This window comes from Anaerolineales bacterium, from assembly GCA_016928575.1.
In the GTDB taxonomy this organism is placed as follows: Bacteria; Chloroflexota; Anaerolineae; order Anaerolineales; family RBG-16-64-43; genus JAFGKK01.
Map to the genome: position 1 here is coordinate 1 of JAFGKK010000122.1, position 18,510 is coordinate 18,510.

The window sequence follows — 18,510 nt, forward strand, 5'->3', positions numbered from 1 at the left end:
ATCCAGGCGTGTGCGCCTCAATATTACACCGTGGCTTCGCAAATGATCGTCATGCCCGAGTGAATTAATCGGGCATCCAGGAACATGCGGAGATAATTCCGCAAGGCGGTTTGGGATAATCTTTTTTGTTATACTTGACATGCATCTTCAATTTAGGGGGAGAAGCAACCGTCTGTTATGAGAAAGCAACCTGCAGTATACATATTGGCAAGCGCCAGAAACGGGACCCTATATATTGGCGTAACAAGCAACCTTGTGAAAAGGATCTGGTTGCATAGGGGGGATTTCTTGGGCGGATTTTCCAAGAAATACCAAACCCATCTTCTAGTTTATTATGAAATGCATGAATCCATGCGGATGGCAATTCAGAGGGAGAAACAGCTTAAGAAATGGAACCGTTCATGGAAATTGAAATTGATAGAGAACCACAATCCGACCTGGCGGGATTTATTTGATGAAATTGTATGAGGATCCAATTCGTGCGATCCTGGATCCCCGATAAACCCGCTCGGGGATGACGAACGGTTTCCGCCCCCGCTTCCCCCGCTTCCCCCGCTTCGCGAGGGCAGGCGCGAGGGCAGGCGCGAGGGCAGGCACGAGGGCAGGCGCGAGGACAGGCTCGCCATGACACCGATGAAGGACTTTTTCTACACCCTCGTAGAATTCCTTCGCGGACTTACTTTTACGCCCACAACGCGTATCGCAGACCCGCCGTGTAGACTTCCTCGCTCGCTTCCCCCGGATCCGGAGCGATGCGGGTCGTCGTTTCGTCGAAGGCGTTCACCTCCACCAGCCAGCGGCCGGCTTGCCAGGCCCAAACCCGGTGTTCCTTCCGCCCGCCGGGAAACGAGTAATCGTCCTCCTCCAGAATCACGAGCAGGAAGCCGTGAAAATCCGAGGTTTGGTTTTGGCCGCGCCGGACATCGAATGAATCGACCGCTTCTTCCTCCTTCTCAAACCAGCGCAGTTTGATTTCCAGGCTGTGACCGGCCGCGGCTTGGCAATCTGCCGAGGATTCGGTCAGGGTCGATTGAACGGACCAGTTGCGCTCGTCGCTTTGCTCCGGGCTGGCCGTCGGCTGGGGACTCGCGGTCTTGGCGGGGTTGATCGTCGGCGTGGGGATTTTCGTCGGCGTGGGGCCCTGCCAGGGGGGGCAGACGGCTTCCATCGCCTGCCGCAGAACGGTCTCGGCGTTTTTCACCGGCATGGCGGCGAGTGTGGATTCAGCCGTCGCCGCTGCGTTTTCTCCGGCGGCTTGGCAACCGGCGAGGAAAAAGACGGCCAACAAGGCCGGAAAGGCGGTTGGTTTCATATGGGCAATCCCTCCAAAGTGACGGAATTGTAACGGATTGCGGCGGATTCGGCCATTGTCCGCCGGCAGACGGGAAATGGGATCATGCTATACTGCGGCGGATGAACCGCATCGTCGCCAAGCATGAGCTTTCCCCCGACCGGAACTGCCTGCTCGTCCAGGGCAATCTCACCGCCGAGGCGGTGGACGCGATCGTCAACGCCGCCAACGGCGGGTTGCAGCACGGGGGCGGCGTGGCCGCCGCGATCGTCCGCGCCGGCGGAACCCCGATCCAGGAAGAAAGCGACGCCTGGGTGCGGGCACACGGCGAGGCGACCCACGAACGTCCGGCGGTGACCGGCGCGGGCCGCCTGCCTTGCCAGGCGGTGATCCACGCCGTCGGCCCGGTGTGGGGCTCCGGCGACGAGGATTCCAAGCTGCGCGCCGCCGTCACCGGCGCGCTCGAGGCGGCCCACGAACGCGGATTCGCCTCGATCGCGCTTCCGGCCGTCAGCACCGGAATCTTCGGCTTTCCCAAGCAGCGTGGCGCGCAGGTTATCTTCCAAGCGATCGAGAATTGGGCCGCCGCGCATTCCCAATCCCCGCTATGCGAGATCCGCGTGACAATCCTCGACCAGCCGACGCTCGATATCTTCCAACGGGAGTTCAACCGCCGGTGGAAATAATCACAAGCAAGGCGAACGAAAAGGTCCGCCTGATCCGCCGGCTTCAGGATCAGCGCAAGATCCGCGAGCGGGAAAAGCTGTTCGTGGCGGAAGGAACGCGCCTGGTGGAGGAAGCCGCCGCGGCGGGCGCCCGGGCGCGGATGATCCTCCACGACGGGCACCTCGGCCCGCGCGAGCGCTCGGCGCTCAACCGGCTGGCTTCGGCCGGCGGCGAGGCGTTCGAAACCACGCCTGAGGTCCTGCGCGCCTGCTCCGACACCGCCGCGCCGTCCGGATTGCTGGCTGTGCTCGAATGGCCCGAACCGCCGTTGCCGGACGTCCTGGAATGGGTGCTCGTCGCCGACGGGATCTCCAATCCCGGAAACCTCGGCAGCCTGTTGCGCGCCGCGGACGCCTTCGGCGTGCAGGCGGCGCTCCTCGCCCCGGGCAGTGTCGACGCCTTCAATCCCAAAGTGGTCCGCGGCGGGATGGGCGCGCACCTGCGCCTGCCGATCCGCATGCTGGATTGGGACGCAATCGCCGCGTTGCTGAAAGGATTCCGAATCTGGCTGGCGGAGGCGCGCGAGGGCCTGCCGCCCGAGCAGGCCGACTGGAGCGGCCGCACGGCGCTGGTCCTCGGCGGCGAGGCGGCCGGCCCGGGGGAGAAGGCGCGCGCGCTGGCCACGGGTTCGGTCCGCATCCCCATGCGCGGCAAGGCGGAATCCCTCAACGCCGCGGTGGCGGGCGGGATTCTAATGTACGAGATTTCGCGGCAAATGAACCTGCTCCGCGAAGGACGCTGAGCATTCCGGAAGCGGAAGGTATTTCCGCTGTGGCCGCTCACCCCTCCCCGATGTAAAAAATAAGTGAACAGTAAAAAACCTTTTCATTTCCCCCTCATCCCATTCTCCCAGCCCGTTTCTCAAGGTTTATGAATTCGAATAATTACTTTCTTTTTCCCGCTGTTGTGGGGCTGGGAAGCCGGTCCCGGCGCAATTCCGGGAAAGGTGCCCGAAACCTGCCCTCGAGTCTACTTCTCGGGGGGCCGGATGAGGGGGGAGGAGGAGATACTATCCGGCATGCGGTCTTACGGGCTTGGTTCGCGTCCTTCCCGGCAGGCCGCAATTCCCCTGCGTTTCGACCCCGCGCCTTCCCGGAACAAGCCGATTCTCTCCCTTTTCCTCCCATGATTCCTCCACAATCTTTTGGATAATGAAAGCCGGTAATCCAATCCGCCGCTTTTCTGACGGCGGATTCACCGGCGATGAGGAGGAAACCATGACGCAAACAGCATCGGATTTGACGTTCACCCTGATGGCGGACATCGGTATGCCGATCCGCAACCTTTTCTTGAATCCGAAAAGGATGATGGAGGAGATCGCGGTGCTTCCCGGCGAGAAGGTGCTGGATTTCGGCTGCGGCCCCGGGGTGTACACCTTCATGCTGGCCGATCAGGTCGGCGAAAAGGGCGTCGTCTACGCGCTCGATGTCCATCCCCAGGCCTTGCGCAGGATCGAGGCGGGGAAGCGGGGCGGGAAGTACGTCCAGGTCCGGACGATTCTTTCGGACGGCGCGACCTCCCTTCCGGACGGAACCCTGGACCGCGTTGTGTGCTTTGACGTGTTCCATTTGCTCGAGGATCCGCAACGGATTCTGCGGGAGTTCCACCGCGTGTTGAAGCCGCAGGGAACCCTGTATGTGAACGACCATCACCTGAAGGATGAGGACATCCTCGCCGGCGTTTCCGGCTCGGGATTCTTTGCCGTCCGGAAATGGTACGGGAAGACATTTCACTTCGAGCGGGCTTAGCGGCGCGACCCGATGGTCGTCCCGAGCAGAAAACGGGGATGACGAACGTGCCCGAAAAGGGAGTCCGTTCCAAAAAAACGCGGTCATGCGGCAGCGATCGTCATCCCCGAGTGTTCTTATCGGGGATCCGGAGACTTTGCTTTCCTGCGAAGATCATAACCCGTCGAATGGGTTGCGCCAGAAGGGATTCATTTTCTCTATCAATTGCTTCTTCCAACGCCGGCCTTGCTTCTTAATATGTATCCACTCAGCCTCCCCCTCATCCGCCCTTCGGGCACCTTTCCCGGAATTGCGCCGGGACCGGCTTCCCAGCCCTACATCTACGATTAATGATATGAATTTGTTCCAAACCCTCCAGCGGAAACGATGGGCTGGGAGTATGTATTCCGGAACGCATGTTCCGCGCAGAGCGCGGGACAGTGACGGGGGGATGGAATGAGGGAGAAAATAATTGGGTGGTTTATCGAAGGTTTTTTCAATCCTTGCATCAGGCTAAGCAGATACCCCTTTTTTTTCTCCTAGGATGGCGGCCTTCAAGTTGGAGTGTATTTCGTAATGCGCCAATCCATGCGTTTCATATTTTCTGGAGAACCCCTCGATCATGTTCCGCTTATGCTGACAAATCCTCTCGCGCAATTGGCGGGTGACACCCGGGTCCAGGGTTCCATTCCTGCTGCTTGCCGCTATGTATGCCGCCGGTTGTCTTCCTCTCATGGCTGAAGCAATCTTTCCCGAGTGGCGATGGAATATCAATTGCATCATTTTCGAGAGAGAATTTTCCTGCAGAAGAAGCCGTTGCGTACCTCTCCGGCACGCACAGGTTGCTTACCGTGATCGAAAAAGCTGCCGGGTTCCTGCCCCGCGATGGGAACGCCCGGGGGCATACGCCGGCAAGATAGATTCACTGGATCTCCGCTTGAATCATCCCCGCTTCATGACGGTACGAGTGTCCGGACCCATCGGGCCCCGATTATTCCGCGAGGGCGGGCGCGGGGGTGATAATCGGTAAGCCGCGCCGGTGTGGTATTTTTATTCCGGTTGTTGCCGATTCGGCTTTCCCTTAACCGGTTTTTTCGCGGCGGCCGGCTTGCCCGCCGCCGCTTCCCGCGCCGGCTTCTTCGCGGAAGCTGCCGCATTCCGCGGGCGGTCCATCCAGGAAATCACCGCGTCGCCGAACTCGGAGCACTTCACTTCTTTGGCGCCCTGCATCAGGCGTGCGAAATCGTAGGTCACGGTCCTCGCGGCGATCGCCCCTTCCATCCCGCGCAGGATCAAATCCGCCGCCTCGTCCCAGCCGAGGTGGCGCAGCATCATCTCGCCGGAAAGGATCACCGAGCCGGGGTTGACCTTATCCAGGTCGGCGTACTTGGGCGCGGTGCCGTGGGTCGCTTCGAAGACCGCGTGGCCGGTGGCGAAGTTGATGTTTCCGCCGGGGGCGATCCCGATTCCCCCCACCTGCGCGGCGAGCGCGTCGGAGAGGAAATCCCCGTTCAGGTTGGGGCAGGCGATCACGTCGAATTCGTCGGCGCGGGTGATCGTCTGCTGGAAGGTGATGTCGGCAATCGCGTCCTTTACCAGCATCCGCCCGGCGGCCAGCGCCGATTGTTGTTCGGCCGCCGCCGCCGATTCGCCGTGCGCGGATTTGGTCCGCTCCCACTGCGACCAGGTGTACACCCGCTCGCCGAATTCGCGCTCCGCCACCGAGTAGCCCCAGTTGCGGAAGGCCCCCTCGGTGAACTTCATGATGTTGCCCTTGTGCACGATCGTCACCGAGCGGCGGCGGTGGTCGAGCGCATATTGGATCGCCGCCCGCACCAGCCGCTCCGTGCCCTCGCGGGAGATCGGCTTGATCCCCACGCCGGCCGAGGCGGGAAAGCGGATCTTGGCGAACTCGGCCGGAAACTGTTCGCGCAGCAGGTCCAGGAAGCGGCGCGCGTCGGGAGTTCCGTCCTCGAACTCGATCCCGGTGTAGATGTCTTCCGTGTTTTCGCGGAAAATCACCATATCCACCTTTTCCGGATGCAGGACGGGGGAGGGAACGCCGGGAAAATAGCGCACCGGGCGCAGGCAGACGTACAGGTCGAGCAATTTCCGCAGCGCGACGTTCAACGAGCGGATTCCGCCGCCCACGGGCGTGGTCAGCGGGCCTTTGATCCCCACCAGGTATGTGCGGAAAGCCTGCACTGTGGAATCGGGGAGCCAGGTTCCGTATTCGCGAAAGGCTTTCTCTCCGGCATACACTTCCATCCAGGCGATCCGGCGGACTCCGCCGTAGGCTTTCCGCACGGCGGCGTCGAGCACGCGCGCCGCGGCGCGCCAGATGTCCCTTCCGGTCCCGTCGCCTTCGATGAACGGAAGGATCGGGCGGTCCGGCACGTTCAGCCGGCCGTCCTGCCAGACGACGGGCTGCCCTTCCGCCGGCGGGGTGATCATCGGTTCGGCCATGGAGCTCCTTCCGGATCAGTAATCCGTGAAATGGATAGCGCGCAGATTATAGCACGGGGTGAATCCCCTTCCGACGTTCCCGGCGCCGGAAGGCTGCGGGCATGTGCAAATCCCGCGGGACGAAAAAAGGACCGGAGGGGATCCGGTCCTTTTTTCTGATCCGCAGGAATTACAGTTTTATTGTATCCGCGGGAAGGGAGGGTGGAGCGGGGGCGGCGGCTTCGGCGTCCTCCGGAGCTTCCGATGCCCGCTTGCGCCTGCTCCAGATGAGATAGGCGGCCACCCCGCCGATGATCAGCAGGAGAACCGTGCAGCAACCGCAGGTCAGAACGGCCGCCAGGACGATCCACAAGGTCGTATCGGATCCGCCGGCCGCGCTTTCCGCCTGGAACTTGCGGGGCGTATCCGAATCCATCAGGTCCCATGTCAGCCGGTCCTCCTCCACGCGGGTGGCGTTGTTCTCTCCCACTTTTCCGGGCGCCTCGACGGTCCACTCGCAGGTGAAATCGGAGGGATCGGAGCTCGTGCATGGAAATCTACTCCAAGAGAGGTCGAGGAAAAACGTGTGGTTCTCGATCTCCAGCCGCCGGACGGACAGGTTGCCGAAATCATCCTCCAGCATATCCACAAGATCCGGAAGGGTGTCGAACTCCTGCATGTTCGTACACCAGATTTCCTCGCCGTGGTTTTCCTGGGTGAAGGTGAAATCGGGGTCTTCGATTTCGGCGAAGGTTTCCTCGCAGATGTCGTCCAAGGGAACTTTGCCGGCCTCTTTGATATCCTCAAGCAGCGCCTTGCCGTACTTGAAGATGTAGTGGAACTCGGCCGTACCATCCGCGTTCACGACGGTCAGGAATTGCATAATGATCCGGGCATTGGGATCCGGACGCGGAGCCGGCGGGGAGCCGAAGGCGGATAGCAGCAACCCCGCTAATCCGAGTCCGAGGACCGCTCGCTTGTATCTCATAAATCCTCCCTTGGGATAGAGGTGTGCATACGGAAAAGGAATTCCGGATTCCGGCGGCGCCGGGCGGGAAGAACAAGCTCACGCCTCCGGGGCGGATGATTTTTTCCGCCGCAGGAAGAAGAATGCCGCGACGCCGATGACGATCAGCACCAGGCAGCAGCAGCCCGTCAGGCCGAGCCCGCCGAGGATCATCAGGGTCGGGTCCGATCCGAGCAATCCGCCCCCGCCGATTTTGACCTCGGCGGTGATGTTGTCGGATTTGGAAAGCTTCAACAGATTCCACCGCAAGGTGTTCCCGCTTGTAGAATCGGCGTTGGTTTCCACGACTTCCCCGGGCACCTTCAGGACCCAGAACGCCGACACCTCGAACGGCAGATCCACGTCGTCTCCGGAGACGAACTCATCGCCGCTGACACCCGGATCCAGGTCGTAATACAACACCCCGCCCTCGATCTCCAGACGGTCGAATTCCGCGTCGCCGAAATTGGATTCGACCACGTCCTCCAACTCTCCCAGGTCCTCGAATTCGGTCTTGGCCGTGCATTCGAGCCCGCTTTCCATGTCCCGTTGGCCAGACTCCCAATCGTCGTAACCGGATTCAAAAAAGCTTTCGCACATCTCCTCCGGGTCATATTCGCCGTATAACTTGACCGTGTCGATGAATTCCTTCGAAAGGGTCAGCTGGTATTCCATGGTCCCTGATCCATCGGCGGTGATGTCCGTGATAAGTTCCAACTTCATCGACGGTTCTGCCATGGCCGGGAGCGGGGGCGCGGCAAAGGCGCAAAGCAGGAACGACAGCGCCGCAAGCAGGGGGAACGGAAGATGTTTTTTCATGGACGACTCCTCTTGGCCTAGCGAATGCCCTCCGGGCTGGAGGGGGGATGATCCCGCCTTCAGAGGAAGCGCGGCGCCCGGCCGCGAGACTCCTCCCTGAAGATGATGCTTTCCTATTACTGATTACTGACTTTGCAATAGTCCGTTCAATGCGTTTCTGCGAGGCGGATGGTCCTACCGCCCTGTATGCCAAACCACCCTGGGATGATTGGGCAGGCGGAGATTTGAAGTATACCGGAATTGCCGGATTCGGGCACGAGCAAACCGTTCGGCGGAGAGGTTATGCGGATGATCCGCCGGCCGGCTGCCAGGCCGGATACAGATCGTCCGCCGGATCGTCGGTCAGGCGGGTTTCCCCGCTGCCGGAGATCATGATCCGGTAGATGTCGCCTTTTCCGTTGCGCCTGGACGTGAACGCGATCCATCCCCCGTCGGGAGACCAGTCCGGATCGGAATTCCATCGGCGGTCGGTGAGCGGTTCCGTGCACGGCATGCGTTTGGTCAGGTCGGTCACCCCGATGCAGATATCGCTCCCCCCGTCGTTGTGACGGCGGGTGTAGGCCACGTACTCGCCGCTCGGGGAAACGGCCGGCTCGCCTTCCCAATAATCGCCGGCCGTCACCGTGACGATTACCGGCATTCTGGTCGGGTCGAGCGTGTTCCAGCGGTAGACCCGCCGCCATCCGGTGATGTTGACCGTGAAATACAGCAGCATGCCGTCCGGTGACCAGGCGGGATCCCATTCTTCCGGCTGGTGGAACTCCGCGGTGTCGTGCTTGGCGCTGACGTTGATCGCGCCGGCGCCGTCGGCCGCCATCCAATAGATCTGTTCGTATCCGTTGCGTTTGGAGACGAAGGCGATCCGGTCGCCGTTGGGCGACGGCGCGGGATACAGGTCGTTTAACTCGTAATCGGTCAGGTTTTGCGGCTCGGATCCGTCGGCGTTTATCCTGAAGATGTCCGTCGTGCCGCCGGGCACTTTGGCTTCGTAATAAAGGTATTTTCCGTCTGGCGACCAGGCCAGGCGGCCCTTGTCGACGGGGTCGCTGGTCACCTGCGCGATCTCCCCGGTCGCCAGGTTGTAGGTGAAGATCTGGTAGGTCCCGCCGGCCCGGTTGCTGACGAAGGCGAGCAGGCGGCTACCGCCGACCGGTGTGGGCTCGGGGGTCGGGGTACGGGTGACCGTCGGCGAAGGCGCAAGGCTGGGAGTGGGGGTGGCGGTATCTTCAAACGGGAGGACGACCGCCTGCGTCGAGCCGGACTCCAGGGATACCGCAACCGCCGTCCGGCGGACTGCCGGGGTGCTGGGAGATTTTGAGGCGGGGGGCCAGCCGCCGCTCAACGCGTATCCGCCCACGGCCAGGCCCGTTGCCGCCAGGCACAGAATCGCGCCGATCCCGGCCCACAGGACCGCCGGAGGCTTACGGCCTTGCGCGGGCGTTTCTTCCGGGGAAGGGCCTGCGGGGGGCGATTTCTCCTTGGTGGTTTTTTCCGGTGTGCGGCGGATGACCGTCAACGCCTCCCTCGAGGCCGATTTGGTCATATCCTGGGGAAGAATGGAAAGCTCGGTGTCCCCCGAAAGCGCCTCGAAGAAATTCTTCACCGAAAGGAAGCGCTCCGAAGGGCTGAGCGACATCGCCTTCCAAATCGAAGCGTCGACCGCCGGGCTGATTTTCGGATTCCACTCGCGGATCGGCTTGAGTTCGGTCTGTTCCAGCGCCCGCTCCAGGCTGTCGGGCGGGATGTGGCCGGTGAGCAGGTTGTAGAGCGTGGCCGCCAGCGAGTATTGGTCCGAACGCGAATCGGTCGGGCTGCTGCCGTACTGTTCGGGAGGGGCGAACCCCGGGGTGAGGCTGCGCGCGCCGGTGGTGGTTGCGCCGCCGACTTCCGTCGCCTTGGCGATCCCGAAATCCACCAGCACCGGCTTGCCGTCGGGCATGATCTTGATGTTGGCCGGCTTGATGTCGCGGTGGGTGACAGGCGGGTGCTGGGTGTGGAGGTAGGTCAGCGCGTCGCAGATCTCGCGGCACCAGCCGACCACCTGGGATTCGCTTACGGCGCCCTGCCGTTCGAGGATCGTTTTCAGGTCATCCCCGGGGATGTAATCCATGATCAGGTATTGCAGGTCGCCTTCGATAAAGTGGTCGGTGACGCGGGGCAGGTTGGGGTGCCGCAGCGAAGCCAACAGCACCGCTTCGCGCTTGAACTGCTTAACCGCCTGCGGCAGGGGATTCAGGTTCTCTTTGATCGCGACGGTGGTCTGGAGGGCTGAATCCTCACCGCGGTAGACGGCGCCCATTCCGCCCTTGCCGATGATGCCGGTGATGCGGTACCGGTTGCGGAGAAGATCGCCCGGATTGAGGCTCATGCCGTCCGCTCTTCCATCGCCTCGACGCGTTCGATTTCCGGGAAGAATTGCTTGACCGTGCCCTCCACCCAGCCGTGCAGGGTGCTGGGCGAAAGCGGGCATCCGCTGCATGCCCCTTCCAGCTTCACCTTGAGGATTTTCCCTTCCACGCCGAGGTAGCGGACCGCGCCCCCGTGATACTGCTCGATGTAGGCGCTGAGGGATTCGATCAGCCCTTGGAGGGAATCGTGCGGCAGGGATTCGCCCAGAATGGAATCGGCGTTCATCGATTGCTCCGGATTAAATTGTACCCCAAGTCCGTTTCCGGCTCGGTCCGCGCCGGACGGGAGAAGATTGACAAGCGCATGGAAGGGGGTAAAGTTCCGGCGATGGATTCTCTTCTGCTGCGCCGGTTGACCGAAGCCGAAGGCCGGGAGGCGCTGTGCCTGGCGCGGGGCCTAAACCCGCGGGAGGAGGGCTTTCTCGCGGATTGGGCGGCCCTGCAGCGGGAAGGGGTGGAGCGCGAGTTGGCGCGGGCCGCGCTGGAAACGGCGATCCTCCGCCGGCGGGCGGAGAAAAAATTCTCCCGCGCGGGGGAGATGTTCTTCACCCGTGAAGCGCTGGAACAGGCCTCGGCCGAGGGGATCGCGCGCCACCGCGCCCTGCGCTTCCGCGGCCTGGCGGGGATCGCGGACTTGGGGTGCGGGGTCGGCGGGGATACGATCGCGCTCGCGGCATGCGCGCCGACCTGGGCGGCGGACCGGGACGCGCTGCGCCTGCGGATGGCGGCGGAAAACGTCCGGGCCTACGCTCCCGCCCATCCGGTGCGCTGGCTGCTCACCGACCTTCTCCGTCCGGGGGCGTTCTTCGCCGGGAAGGGCGCGGCCGCCGCGCCGCGCGATCGGTTCGGCATCTTCTGCGACCCTTCACGGCGGGAGGATCAGCGGCGGATCCACTCGGTGCGGCGCTACTCGCCGCCGCTGGAGGGGATTGTCCGCTGGCGGGACGCCCTCGGCTCCCAAGCGCTGGGCGTAAAGATTTCGCCCGGCGTGCGCTGGGAAGAGATCGAACGGGAGCCGTGCGAGGTGGAGTTCCTATCGTGGAACGGCGAACTGCGCGAGGCGGTGCTTTGGTACGGCGCGCTGCAAAGCGCCGCGCGGCGCGCGACGCTGCTTCCCGCGGGCGAAACGATGACCGACGGCGAGCCGTCCGACGACGCGCTTTCCCGGGTGCGGGAATTCCTGTATGAACCGGATCCTTCCATTCTGCGGGCGGGCTTGGTGCGGCAGTTAGCGGCCCGTCTGGGCGCGGCGCGCATCGATCCGTCCCTGGCGTACCTGACGGCGGATGTGTGCGCGCCCACCTGCTGGGCGCAGGCCTACCGGGTCGAGGAGGTCATCCCCTTCGGATTGAAGCGTTTGCGGGAGTGGCTGCGGGCGCGGTCGGTCGGCCGGGTGGTGATTAAGAAGCGCGGTTCGCCGCTTGAGCCCGAAGGCCTGGAAAAGCAATTGCGGCTTAAGGGGGAGAACAGCCGGATTCTTTTTTTAACCAGGGTGGCCGGCAGGCACAGCGTGATCGTCGCGGCCATGCCGACTCGGGCTTAAGGCCGAGTCGGTCTAAGCGCCTGCGCCTAATCCATATCGTTGCCGATAAAATCCGATAATCCTTCACAAGGTCGAGGTCTTCGATGGTATTCAAGAAATCCGGTTCTTCCCCCGAAACGGGAGAGGGTGGACGCCCGCTGAATCCGGGTCGGCTTTTGGGATAGGAGGATGTGATAGGACGAATACGGCCAGTCCCTGAAATCAGGTACCAACCCGTGAGTTTGCGGATTTCTGTGGATATAGTGGACCAAGGCGGCGAAATACCGGCTGGATCCGACGGGAATGCGGTGAAAATGGTGCTGGAATAGCGATCCCGTGCGGGAGTAGGCCTTGTTGATCGCCAGGGCGTAGGATGCAAACAGCCTATTGAATGCTTTCGAGATCAGCGCCGAAACCGGCTCCTCGCCGGGTTTGACCTTGATCAGGAAATGGAAATGGTTGGGCAGCAGACAAAAGGCGTAGGTATCCGACAGCGGCGGTAAAAACCGCTCATGCAACGCGAGGAAATAGGCGTAGTTCCTTTCCTCAAAGAAGATGCGGCTCCGGTTAATTCCCCGGTTAAAAATATGGAAGAAGACGCCTGGTTTGAGTGGAATCATCGTTTGCATGGTATCCCCCTGGAAGGCCGAGTCGGCCTATAGTATACCCCCGCTTGCATTACGGGCGCCGTGACATTATCATCGGAGTGAATGCTCCGGCGCGGAAGGCGGCGGAAGATCCCTCCGATCCGCGGCGGCGCATAAGACTCATGGCGGAACGACACGAACTACTCACCTGGAACGACGTGGATACGCTGATCGATGTGCTGGTTCCGCAGTTCCGCGGCCGATTCGACGCGATGGTGATCATCACCCGCGGCGGGATCGTCCCCGGCGGACTGCTCAGCGAAGTCCTCGACATCAAAACCTTGTTCACCGCGTCGGTGGATTTTCCCGACCAGGCCGCCAAAGCCGCGCTCCTCGCCTGGCCCAATTTCCTCCAATTCCCCGATGACGGCTTGCTGAAAAACAAACGCATCTTGGTCGTCGACGACGTGTGGGGGTCTGGACGGACCATCACCGCCGTGAAGAACCGCATCCTCGGCGCCGGGGGCTTCCCGGAATTGTGCGTCCTGCACTACAATCCGCACCGCAGCCTGTTCGGGACGGCCAAGCCGGAATATTACGGCGCGGTCACCGACGCCCGCATCATCTACCCTTGGGAGGGCGGACGCGGCCTGGACCATATTCTGGTCGAACCGAGGGAGCCTGAGCCATAGCCGGGGGAGGGACATCCGCACTGGAGGTTGGCATGCGCACATCCATCCGTTCCACAGCCATCATTTCGATTCTCATCGCCGCGGCGCTTTCGGGATGTGGAGTGATCGGCGGAGCCTTCACCCTGCCGGAGGATGAGACGGCCACCGCAGCCGCCCTTCCGGCGGGCCTCGGCGGGAGCGGAGCCGCCCCCGCCGGCACGGTTGCCACGCCGTTGCCCCTGCAAACCGTCACCCTGCTGCCGACGGGCGTTCCCTATCTGCCGGAAGGCTGTCTGGACGCCCTTTCGGTCACCCTGGACGACTACGGAAAACGGCTATGCGTCGGCGGAATCGTTACGCGAGTCACATTGGAGGGGGGGACATACCGGGTTTTCTTCGGCCCGCGCGGCACACTGTATATGCTCGGGTACGATTGGGAGGACCGGATCGGCCTGCGGACGGGCGAATGCGCCTACGCTGAGGGCAAGCTGTCGCGGGACGGGGTCGCGCCGGTGATGCCGATCACGCCCTACAGCCTGAAGCGTTGTCCCGCCGCCTGATGGCCTTGCGCTTCGCCCGTCGATCTGTTTCCCGTCGCGGCATTGCGCCGCAAGCGCCCGCCGGCGGCATCGCGGTTTCGCCGGGCGCCGGGATGGGATCCGGCGCGGGAACGACGGAAATGCCCCTTCGCCAAGCCTGGGTGCCGCACCCCTTCCGCCCGGCCGCCTGGGTCTGCTGTTTCACTGCGTTGTCCCTCGCGGGCTGCGGAAGCGGCGCCGCCGCGCCAAGCCCGACCCGGACTTCGACGGATGGGTTGACCGCGACGCAGGATTCCGCTGTGGCCGCTCCAACCGCCGGTTCCACTCCGATGGCATTCACCCCCTTGCCACTGCAGACCGACACCCCGCTGCCGACCGGCGTCCCGCGTTTGCCGGAAGGCTGCGTCGACGCCCTGGATGTCACCCTCGACGATTACGGCAGGTATCTGTGCGTCGGCGGAACCATCACGCAGATCACCATGCAGGGCGGCGAGTACCGCGTCTACTTCGGCCCGCGGGGAAAGCTGTATATGCTGGGGTACGACTGGGTCGACCGGATCGGATTGCAGGCGGGCGAATGCGCCTACGCCGAAGGCGTGCTCTCGCGCAATGTGGAGGCCGCCGCGCCGGTGATGCCGATCACGCCCTACAGCCTGCGGCGCTGCCCCGTCGTGCCGCCGGCTTCCGCGCCGCCCCGGCCCGCCAATCTGCCCGCCCAATGCGCCTACGCGCTGGAGATCACCCGCGACGACGCCGGCCGCAAACTCTGCGTCGGGGGCGCCGTGGTGTTCTCCGAATGGGAGGGCTCCGTCTACCGGATCTACTTCTTCACCGATAAGAACTTCGGACTGCATTTTGTCAGCCGCCAATGGACCGGCCGCGGGGTGAACGCCGGAGATTGCATCTACGTCACCGAGCAGACTATCGCCTTGGATCCGTCCACCGGCACGCCGATCCTCAACGTGGTTCCCGGGAACGTGACCTTCTGCCCCGCCTGAAAGCGGCGCCCGCGCTTCTTCTCAACCTTTGGATTCTGAAAAAATGCAGATCTCCCTAATCCTTGCCCATCCGAATCCGGGAAGCTTCAACTATGCGATCGCCCGGGCGGCCGGGCAGGAGCTTGGCCGCCTCGGTCATTCGGTCGATTTCCACGATCTGTACGCCGAGCACTTCGACCCGCTCCTCCCGGCCGGGGAAATCCAAAAATCCGCTCCCCTTCCGCCGGAGATTGAAACCCATTGCCGGGAAATTTCGCAAGCCGACGGCATCGTGATCGTGCATCCCGATTGGTGGGGCCAGCCGCCGGCCGTCCTCAAAGGGTGGATCGACCGGGTCCTGCGGCCCGGGGCGGCGTATGAGTTCCTCGAAGGCGACCAGGGCGAGGGGATACCCGCCGGATTGCTCAAGGCCGAAGCGGCCGCCGTGTTCAACACCTCAAACACCCCCGCGCGGCGGGAGGCGGATGTGTTCGGGGATCCGCTCGAGAGGATATGGCGGTCGTGCATTTTCGATTTTTGCGGGGTGAAGCAATTCCGCCGGAGGATGTTTGGGGTGGTCGTCACCAGTACTCCACAGCAGAGGGAGGCCTGGCTGGACGAGGTTCGGGCGATGGCCGCCGAGACCTTCCCTGCGGACCGGCTGCTTTCCCGGCCCCTCGACCGTTCCTCAGCGATAATCCCCTCGGATTAATGATGGAGTCGGAAGGTTGCGCGATGAGTGGGGGGAGGGGCAATTCCCTTCGTACTACGCACCGTATTTTCCCCCTAACAGCTTGTCTCGTGAATTCGCTGAATATCCGAAAAGGCTTAGGGGGGTGCCGTGCCCGCTAGATACACGCGGGCATCCACGCCTCCCAATCCATGGATTCCCGCTAAAAACACGCGGGAATGACGACACAACCGGAAGGCGATGTTCCAAACGAAAAATCGTCCTTCGGCCTCGCTCCGCGAAGCGGGGCGGGGCTCGACCGGCTTGTACAGCACCCTGCCAAGTGTTCTCTTTGAGGCCTTGGCGTCTGCGCGGTAATCGGGTTTACGGTTTCTCCGCGAATTCCCCGCCCTCATAAAGCTCGACCAACACTCCCCCCGCGCTTTCCGGGTGCACGAAGATCATTCTCCGGCCGTCGGCCCCCGTCATCGGCGCTTCGCTGGTTAGGCGGATCCCCTTGGCCTTCAGCCGCCCGACCGCGCCGTCGAAGTCGCGGACTTCCAAGCAGAGGTGGTGCATCCCGGGCCCGCGCTTCGAAAGGTATTTCCCGATTCCGGAATCCGGATCGGCGGGCTGGACGAGCTCGATCTCCGCGCTTCCGAGCGGCAGAAAGGCGATCTTCGATTTCTGCTCCGGCAGGAATTTCACGCCGGAGGGCTCCAGCCCGAGCGCGTCGCGCCAGAACGCCAGCGCCGAGTCGATGTCCGCCGTCACCACCGCCACGTGATGCAATTTCGTTCCGTCCGCCATTCAGCCCTCCGGATGATATTCACCCCACGCCGCGCGCAGCGCGCCGCAGATCTCGCCCAGCGTCAGGTCGTGTTCCACGCACTCCAGGATCAGCGGCATCAGGTTGCCGTCTTCCTTGGCGGCCGACTCCAGCCTCCCAGCCAGCTCCGCCGCCCGGGAGGAATCGCGCCGCCGGCGCAGCGCCTGCAGGCGGTGGATCTGCTTCTCCTCGACCGCCGGAGAGACCCGCAGGGTCTCCAGCTTCGGCGCCTCGCCCTCGTCGAATTCGTTCACGCCGACCACGACCTGCTCGCCACGCTCCACCGCCCGCTGGGCGCGGTAGGCGGCTTCATGGATCTCCGCCTGCGGGAAACCGCGCTCGATGGCGGCGATCGCCCCGCCGAGCTGGTCGATCCGGCGGAGGTATTCCTCGGCCCGGCGTTCGATCTCGTCGGTCAGCGCTTCCACCGCGTAGGATCCGCACAGCGGATCGACCGTGTCGGCCGCGCCGGATTCATGCGCCAGGATCTGCTGGGTCCGCAGAGCCACCCGGACGGCTTTCTCGGTCGGCAAGCCGAGCGCCTCGTCCATGCTGTTGGTGTGCAGGGATTGGGTCCCGCCGAGCACCGCAGCCAGGGCTTGAACGGTCACCCTGGCGACGTTGTTTTCCGGCTGCTGGGCGGTGAGCGTGGAGCCGCAGGTCTGGGTGTGGAAGCGCAGCATCTGCGAGCGCGGGTCCGCGGCCCCGAATCGCTCGCGCATGATCCGCGCCCACAGGCGGCGCGCCGCGCGGAACTTGGCCACTTCCTCGAGGAAATGGTTGTGGGCGCTGAAGAAGAAAGCCAGCTGGGGAGCGAAGGTATCCACCGCTAGGCCCGCCCGCCGCGCCGCCTCCACGTAGGCCACGGCGTTGGCGAGCGTGAAGGCCACTTCCTGAACCGCGGTGCTCCCGGCCTCGCGGATGTGGTACCCGGAGATTGAGATGGTGTTCCAGGCCGGAAGGGAATCGCGGCACCAGGCAAAGATGTCGGTCACCAGCCGCATCGAGGGCTGGGGCGGGAAGATGTAGGTCCCGCGGGCGATGTATTCCTTGAGGATGTCGTTCTGGATCGTGCCGCGCAGCGTCTTCGGATCCGCCCCCTGGCGCTTGGCCGCGGCGACGTACATCGCCAGCAGAACCGCGGCCGGGGCGTTGATCGTCATGCTGGTCGAGACCTTTTCCAGCGGGATCCCGGCGAACAGGCGCTCCATCTCCTCCAGGCTGAACACCGACACCCCCACTTTGCCCGCCTCGCCCGCCGCCAGGGGATGGTCTGGGTCGTATCCGATCTGGGTCGGCAGGTCGAAGGCCACCGAAAGCCCGGTCTGCCCCTGCGAAAGCAGAAAACGGTAGCGGGCGTTGGATTCCTCAGCGGTGGCGTATCCGGCGTATTGGCGCATCGTCCACAGCCGCCCGCGGTACATCGTCGGCTGGACTCCGCGGGTGAAGGGATAGCGGCCCGGAAACTCGATCCGCCCGCCGTCGTCCTGCGGGGGCAGGTACACGCGCTCGAGCGGAATTCCGGAGGGAGTTTCGAATTCCGGCTTGCGTTCCGGCAATTTCTTCAGCGCCGGTTGGAGGATTTTCTCCTCCCACTCGCGGCGCTCGTCAGGCGTTCTGTCGCTCATATGGGTCCTCGTGCGGCATGGAGTCCAGGGCTTCCTCTGTTCTGCGGGGGTCCCATCCCTCCAAGGCGGCGAAGGTCGCTTCCAGGGTTGCCAGGCGGTATTTTTTCTTCAACATGAGGAAGATCCCCATGTAGGAGGTCCGGAGCGCCCGCTTCCAAACCAGGCCGAGAACTTCGGCGGTCTGGCGCAGTTCCGCCAGGTCTGGCCCTTCGAGTTCGAGGAAATCGCCGAACGGCAGCTGATCGAACATCAACAGGACCGATTCCCAACGGAAGACTTCGCGGTATTTCTCATACCGCACGATCGGGTGGAAGCCGAGAGCTTCCAGCACGTGAACGGTCTTCTCGAGGCTGTCGACGGCGATCTCGGTTTCCAGGCTGCGGCGGGCGGCCGCGGAGGCTTCCGCGGGAAGGGCGGCTTCCGGCTCCTTGTAGGTGAGGATCGCCGCCCCGGCTTTGCGCAGGCGCAGCACCTTGCGCGCCCGGGTGAGGATTCCGTCGGCCGTGTCGAAGCGGATGTTGGTTTCGTGCATCCGCGGCTGGTACGCCCGCGCGCCGAGCTCCGCCAGCCGCCGACGCATGTCCGCCGTATCTTTCAGAAGGAATTTGACTTCCTGCTCGAGGGCGGCGGGTTTGGCTTGACGGTTCATGCGTCACCTCGCACGG

Annotated in this window: 19 protein-coding genes; 9 read left to right on the top strand and 10 right to left on the bottom strand. The window is 63.2% G+C overall.

The window, feature by feature from the left end:
• Positions 1-177 precede the first annotated feature (177 nt).
• Positions 178-468, top strand: coding sequence for a GIY-YIG nuclease family protein (locus tag JW929_14620; GenBank protein ID MBN1440639.1), 291 nt, complete (start codon positions 178-180; stop codon positions 466-468).
• 214 nt (positions 469-682) lie between these two features.
• On the opposite strand, the gene JW929_14625 is transcribed toward JW929_14620, so the two are convergent.
• Positions 683-1,312, bottom strand: a complete 630-nt coding sequence (locus JW929_14625; protein ID MBN1440640.1) for a hypothetical protein — start codon at positions 1,310-1,312, stop codon at positions 683-685.
• A 101-nt stretch (positions 1,313-1,413) separates the two neighbouring features.
• Between JW929_14625 and JW929_14630 the strand changes: the two genes are divergently transcribed.
• From JW929_14630 to JW929_14640, 3 genes are all read left to right on the top strand, one after another.
• On the top strand, positions 1,414-1,977 hold the full coding sequence (locus tag JW929_14630) for a macro domain-containing protein (GenBank protein ID MBN1440641.1): 564 nt from the start codon (positions 1,414-1,416) through the stop codon (positions 1,975-1,977).
• The gene (locus tag JW929_14635) at positions 1,968-2,759 is read left to right on the top strand and encodes an RNA methyltransferase (GenBank protein MBN1440642.1); all 792 of its coding nucleotides are present in this window, start codon (positions 1,968-1,970) and stop codon (positions 2,757-2,759) included. Before JW929_14630 ends, JW929_14635 begins: the two co-directional genes overlap by 10 nt.
• 475 nt (positions 2,760-3,234) lie before the next feature.
• Complete coding sequence (locus JW929_14640; protein ID MBN1440643.1) at positions 3,235-3,765, top strand: class I SAM-dependent methyltransferase; 531 nt, start codon at positions 3,235-3,237, stop codon at positions 3,763-3,765.
• Between the two features lie 1,029 nt (positions 3,766-4,794).
• On the opposite strand, the gene icd is transcribed toward JW929_14640, so the two are convergent.
• The 5 genes from icd to JW929_14665 all read right to left on the bottom strand — a co-directional run bounded on the left by icd (position 4,795) and on the right by JW929_14665 (position 10,648).
• Entirely contained in the window at positions 4,795-6,210 is a 1,416-nt protein-coding gene (icd, locus tag JW929_14645; GenBank protein ID MBN1440644.1) for an NADP-dependent isocitrate dehydrogenase, read from the bottom strand.
• 169 nt (positions 6,211-6,379) lie between these two features.
• Complete coding sequence (locus JW929_14650; GenBank protein ID MBN1440645.1) at positions 6,380-7,177, bottom strand: hypothetical protein; 798 nt, start codon at positions 7,175-7,177, stop codon at positions 6,380-6,382.
• A gap of 78 nt (positions 7,178-7,255) precedes the next feature.
• Positions 7,256-8,014, bottom strand: a complete 759-nt coding sequence (locus tag JW929_14655) for a hypothetical protein (protein MBN1440646.1) — start codon at positions 8,012-8,014, stop codon at positions 7,256-7,258.
• Between the two features lie 280 nt (positions 8,015-8,294).
• Entirely contained in the window at positions 8,295-10,382 is a 2,088-nt protein-coding gene (locus tag JW929_14660; GenBank protein MBN1440647.1) for a serine/threonine-protein kinase, read from the bottom strand.
• On the bottom strand, positions 10,379-10,648 hold the full coding sequence (locus tag JW929_14665; protein ID MBN1440648.1) for a NifU family protein: 270 nt from the start codon (positions 10,646-10,648) through the stop codon (positions 10,379-10,381). Before JW929_14665 ends, JW929_14660 begins: the two co-directional genes overlap by 4 nt.
• A 78-nt stretch (positions 10,649-10,726) precedes the next feature.
• On the opposite strand from JW929_14665, the gene JW929_14670 reads away from it, so the two are divergent.
• A complete protein-coding gene (locus JW929_14670) occupies positions 10,727-11,965 on the top strand; it encodes a hypothetical protein (protein ID MBN1440649.1) in 1,239 nt (412 codons plus the stop codon).
• A 26-nt stretch (positions 11,966-11,991) separates the two neighbouring features.
• Here JW929_14670 and JW929_14675 read toward each other — a convergent pair whose 3' ends face one another.
• Entirely contained in the window at positions 11,992-12,564 is a 573-nt protein-coding gene (locus JW929_14675; protein MBN1440650.1) for a transposase, read from the bottom strand.
• Positions 12,565-12,713: 149 nt separating this feature from the next.
• On the opposite strand from JW929_14675, the gene JW929_14680 reads away from it, so the two are divergent.
• The 4 genes from JW929_14680 (at position 12,714) to JW929_14695 (ending at position 15,430) form a co-directional block, all read left to right on the top strand.
• Entirely contained in the window at positions 12,714-13,223 is a 510-nt protein-coding gene (locus JW929_14680; protein MBN1440651.1) for a hypothetical protein, read from the top strand.
• 32 nt (positions 13,224-13,255) lie between these two features.
• Positions 13,256-13,762: a hypothetical protein gene (locus tag JW929_14685; GenBank protein ID MBN1440652.1), complete on the top strand. Its 507-nt coding sequence runs from the start codon at positions 13,256-13,258 to the stop codon at positions 13,760-13,762.
• A gap of 119 nt (positions 13,763-13,881) precedes the next feature.
• Positions 13,882-14,739: a hypothetical protein gene (locus tag JW929_14690; GenBank protein ID MBN1440653.1), complete on the top strand. Its 858-nt coding sequence runs from the start codon at positions 13,882-13,884 to the stop codon at positions 14,737-14,739.
• 43 nt (positions 14,740-14,782) lie between these two features.
• Positions 14,783-15,430, top strand: a complete 648-nt coding sequence (locus JW929_14695) for an NAD(P)H-dependent oxidoreductase (protein ID MBN1440654.1) — start codon at positions 14,783-14,785, stop codon at positions 15,428-15,430.
• Between the two features lie 342 nt (positions 15,431-15,772).
• Here JW929_14695 and mce read toward each other — a convergent pair whose 3' ends face one another.
• From mce to JW929_14710, 3 genes are read right to left on the bottom strand one after another with little or no spacing between them, the layout of a single operon-like run.
• Positions 15,773-16,198 (bottom strand): methylmalonyl-CoA epimerase, encoded by a 426-nt coding sequence (mce, locus tag JW929_14700; protein MBN1440655.1) that lies wholly within the window; start codon positions 16,196-16,198, stop codon positions 15,773-15,775.
• Positions 16,199-17,845 (bottom strand): methylmalonyl-CoA mutase family protein, encoded by a 1,647-nt coding sequence (locus JW929_14705; protein MBN1440656.1) that lies wholly within the window; start codon positions 17,843-17,845, stop codon positions 16,199-16,201. It abuts the gene before it with no gap.
• Positions 17,826-18,494 carry a class IV adenylate cyclase gene (locus JW929_14710; GenBank protein ID MBN1440657.1) on the bottom strand — a complete coding sequence of 223 codons (669 nt, stop codon included), beginning with the start codon at positions 18,492-18,494 and terminating at the stop codon, positions 17,826-17,828. Before JW929_14710 ends, JW929_14705 begins: the two co-directional genes overlap by 20 nt.
• Positions 18,495-18,510 lie beyond the last annotated feature (16 nt).

What these genes read in the sequence shown, in the direction of transcription:
- JW929_14710 (MBN1440657.1), bottom strand. Translation starts at nt 18,494, where the DNA reads ATGAACCGTCAAGCCAAACCCGCCGCCCTCGAGCAGGAAGTCAAATTC.
- JW929_14655 (MBN1440646.1), bottom strand. Translation starts at nt 8,014, where the DNA reads ATGAAAAAACATCTTCCGTTCCCCCTGCTTGCGGCGCTGTCGTTCCTG.
- JW929_14630 (MBN1440641.1), top strand. Translation starts at nt 1,414, where the DNA reads ATGAACCGCATCGTCGCCAAGCATGAGCTTTCCCCCGACCGGAACTGC.
- JW929_14640 (MBN1440643.1), top strand. Translation starts at nt 3,235, where the DNA reads ATGACGCAAACAGCATCGGATTTGACGTTCACCCTGATGGCGGACATC.
- JW929_14695 (MBN1440654.1), top strand. Translation starts at nt 14,783, where the DNA reads ATGCAGATCTCCCTAATCCTTGCCCATCCGAATCCGGGAAGCTTCAAC.
- icd (MBN1440644.1), bottom strand. Translation starts at nt 6,210, where the DNA reads ATGGCCGAACCGATGATCACCCCGCCGGCGGAAGGGCAGCCCGTCGTC.
- JW929_14670 (MBN1440649.1), top strand. Translation starts at nt 10,727, where the DNA reads ATGGAAGGGGGTAAAGTTCCGGCGATGGATTCTCTTCTGCTGCGCCGG.
- JW929_14690 (MBN1440653.1), top strand. Translation starts at nt 13,882, where the DNA reads ATGCCCCTTCGCCAAGCCTGGGTGCCGCACCCCTTCCGCCCGGCCGCC.
- JW929_14705 (MBN1440656.1), bottom strand. Translation starts at nt 17,845, where the DNA reads ATGAGCGACAGAACGCCTGACGAGCGCCGCGAGTGGGAGGAGAAAATC.
- JW929_14675 (MBN1440650.1), bottom strand. Translation starts at nt 12,564, where the DNA reads ATGATTCCACTCAAACCAGGCGTCTTCTTCCATATTTTTAACCGGGGA.
- JW929_14680 (MBN1440651.1), top strand. Translation starts at nt 12,714, where the DNA reads ATGGCGGAACGACACGAACTACTCACCTGGAACGACGTGGATACGCTG.
- JW929_14620 (MBN1440639.1), top strand. Translation starts at nt 178, where the DNA reads ATGAGAAAGCAACCTGCAGTATACATATTGGCAAGCGCCAGAAACGGG.
- JW929_14650 (MBN1440645.1), bottom strand. Translation starts at nt 7,177, where the DNA reads ATGAGATACAAGCGAGCGGTCCTCGGACTCGGATTAGCGGGGTTGCTG.
- JW929_14625 (MBN1440640.1), bottom strand. Translation starts at nt 1,312, where the DNA reads ATGAAACCAACCGCCTTTCCGGCCTTGTTGGCCGTCTTTTTCCTCGCC.
- mce (MBN1440655.1), bottom strand. Translation starts at nt 16,198, where the DNA reads ATGGCGGACGGAACGAAATTGCATCACGTGGCGGTGGTGACGGCGGAC.
- JW929_14660 (MBN1440647.1), bottom strand. Translation starts at nt 10,382, where the DNA reads ATGAGCCTCAATCCGGGCGATCTTCTCCGCAACCGGTACCGCATCACC.
- JW929_14665 (MBN1440648.1), bottom strand. Translation starts at nt 10,648, where the DNA reads ATGAACGCCGATTCCATTCTGGGCGAATCCCTGCCGCACGATTCCCTC.
- JW929_14685 (MBN1440652.1), top strand. Translation starts at nt 13,256, where the DNA reads ATGCGCACATCCATCCGTTCCACAGCCATCATTTCGATTCTCATCGCC.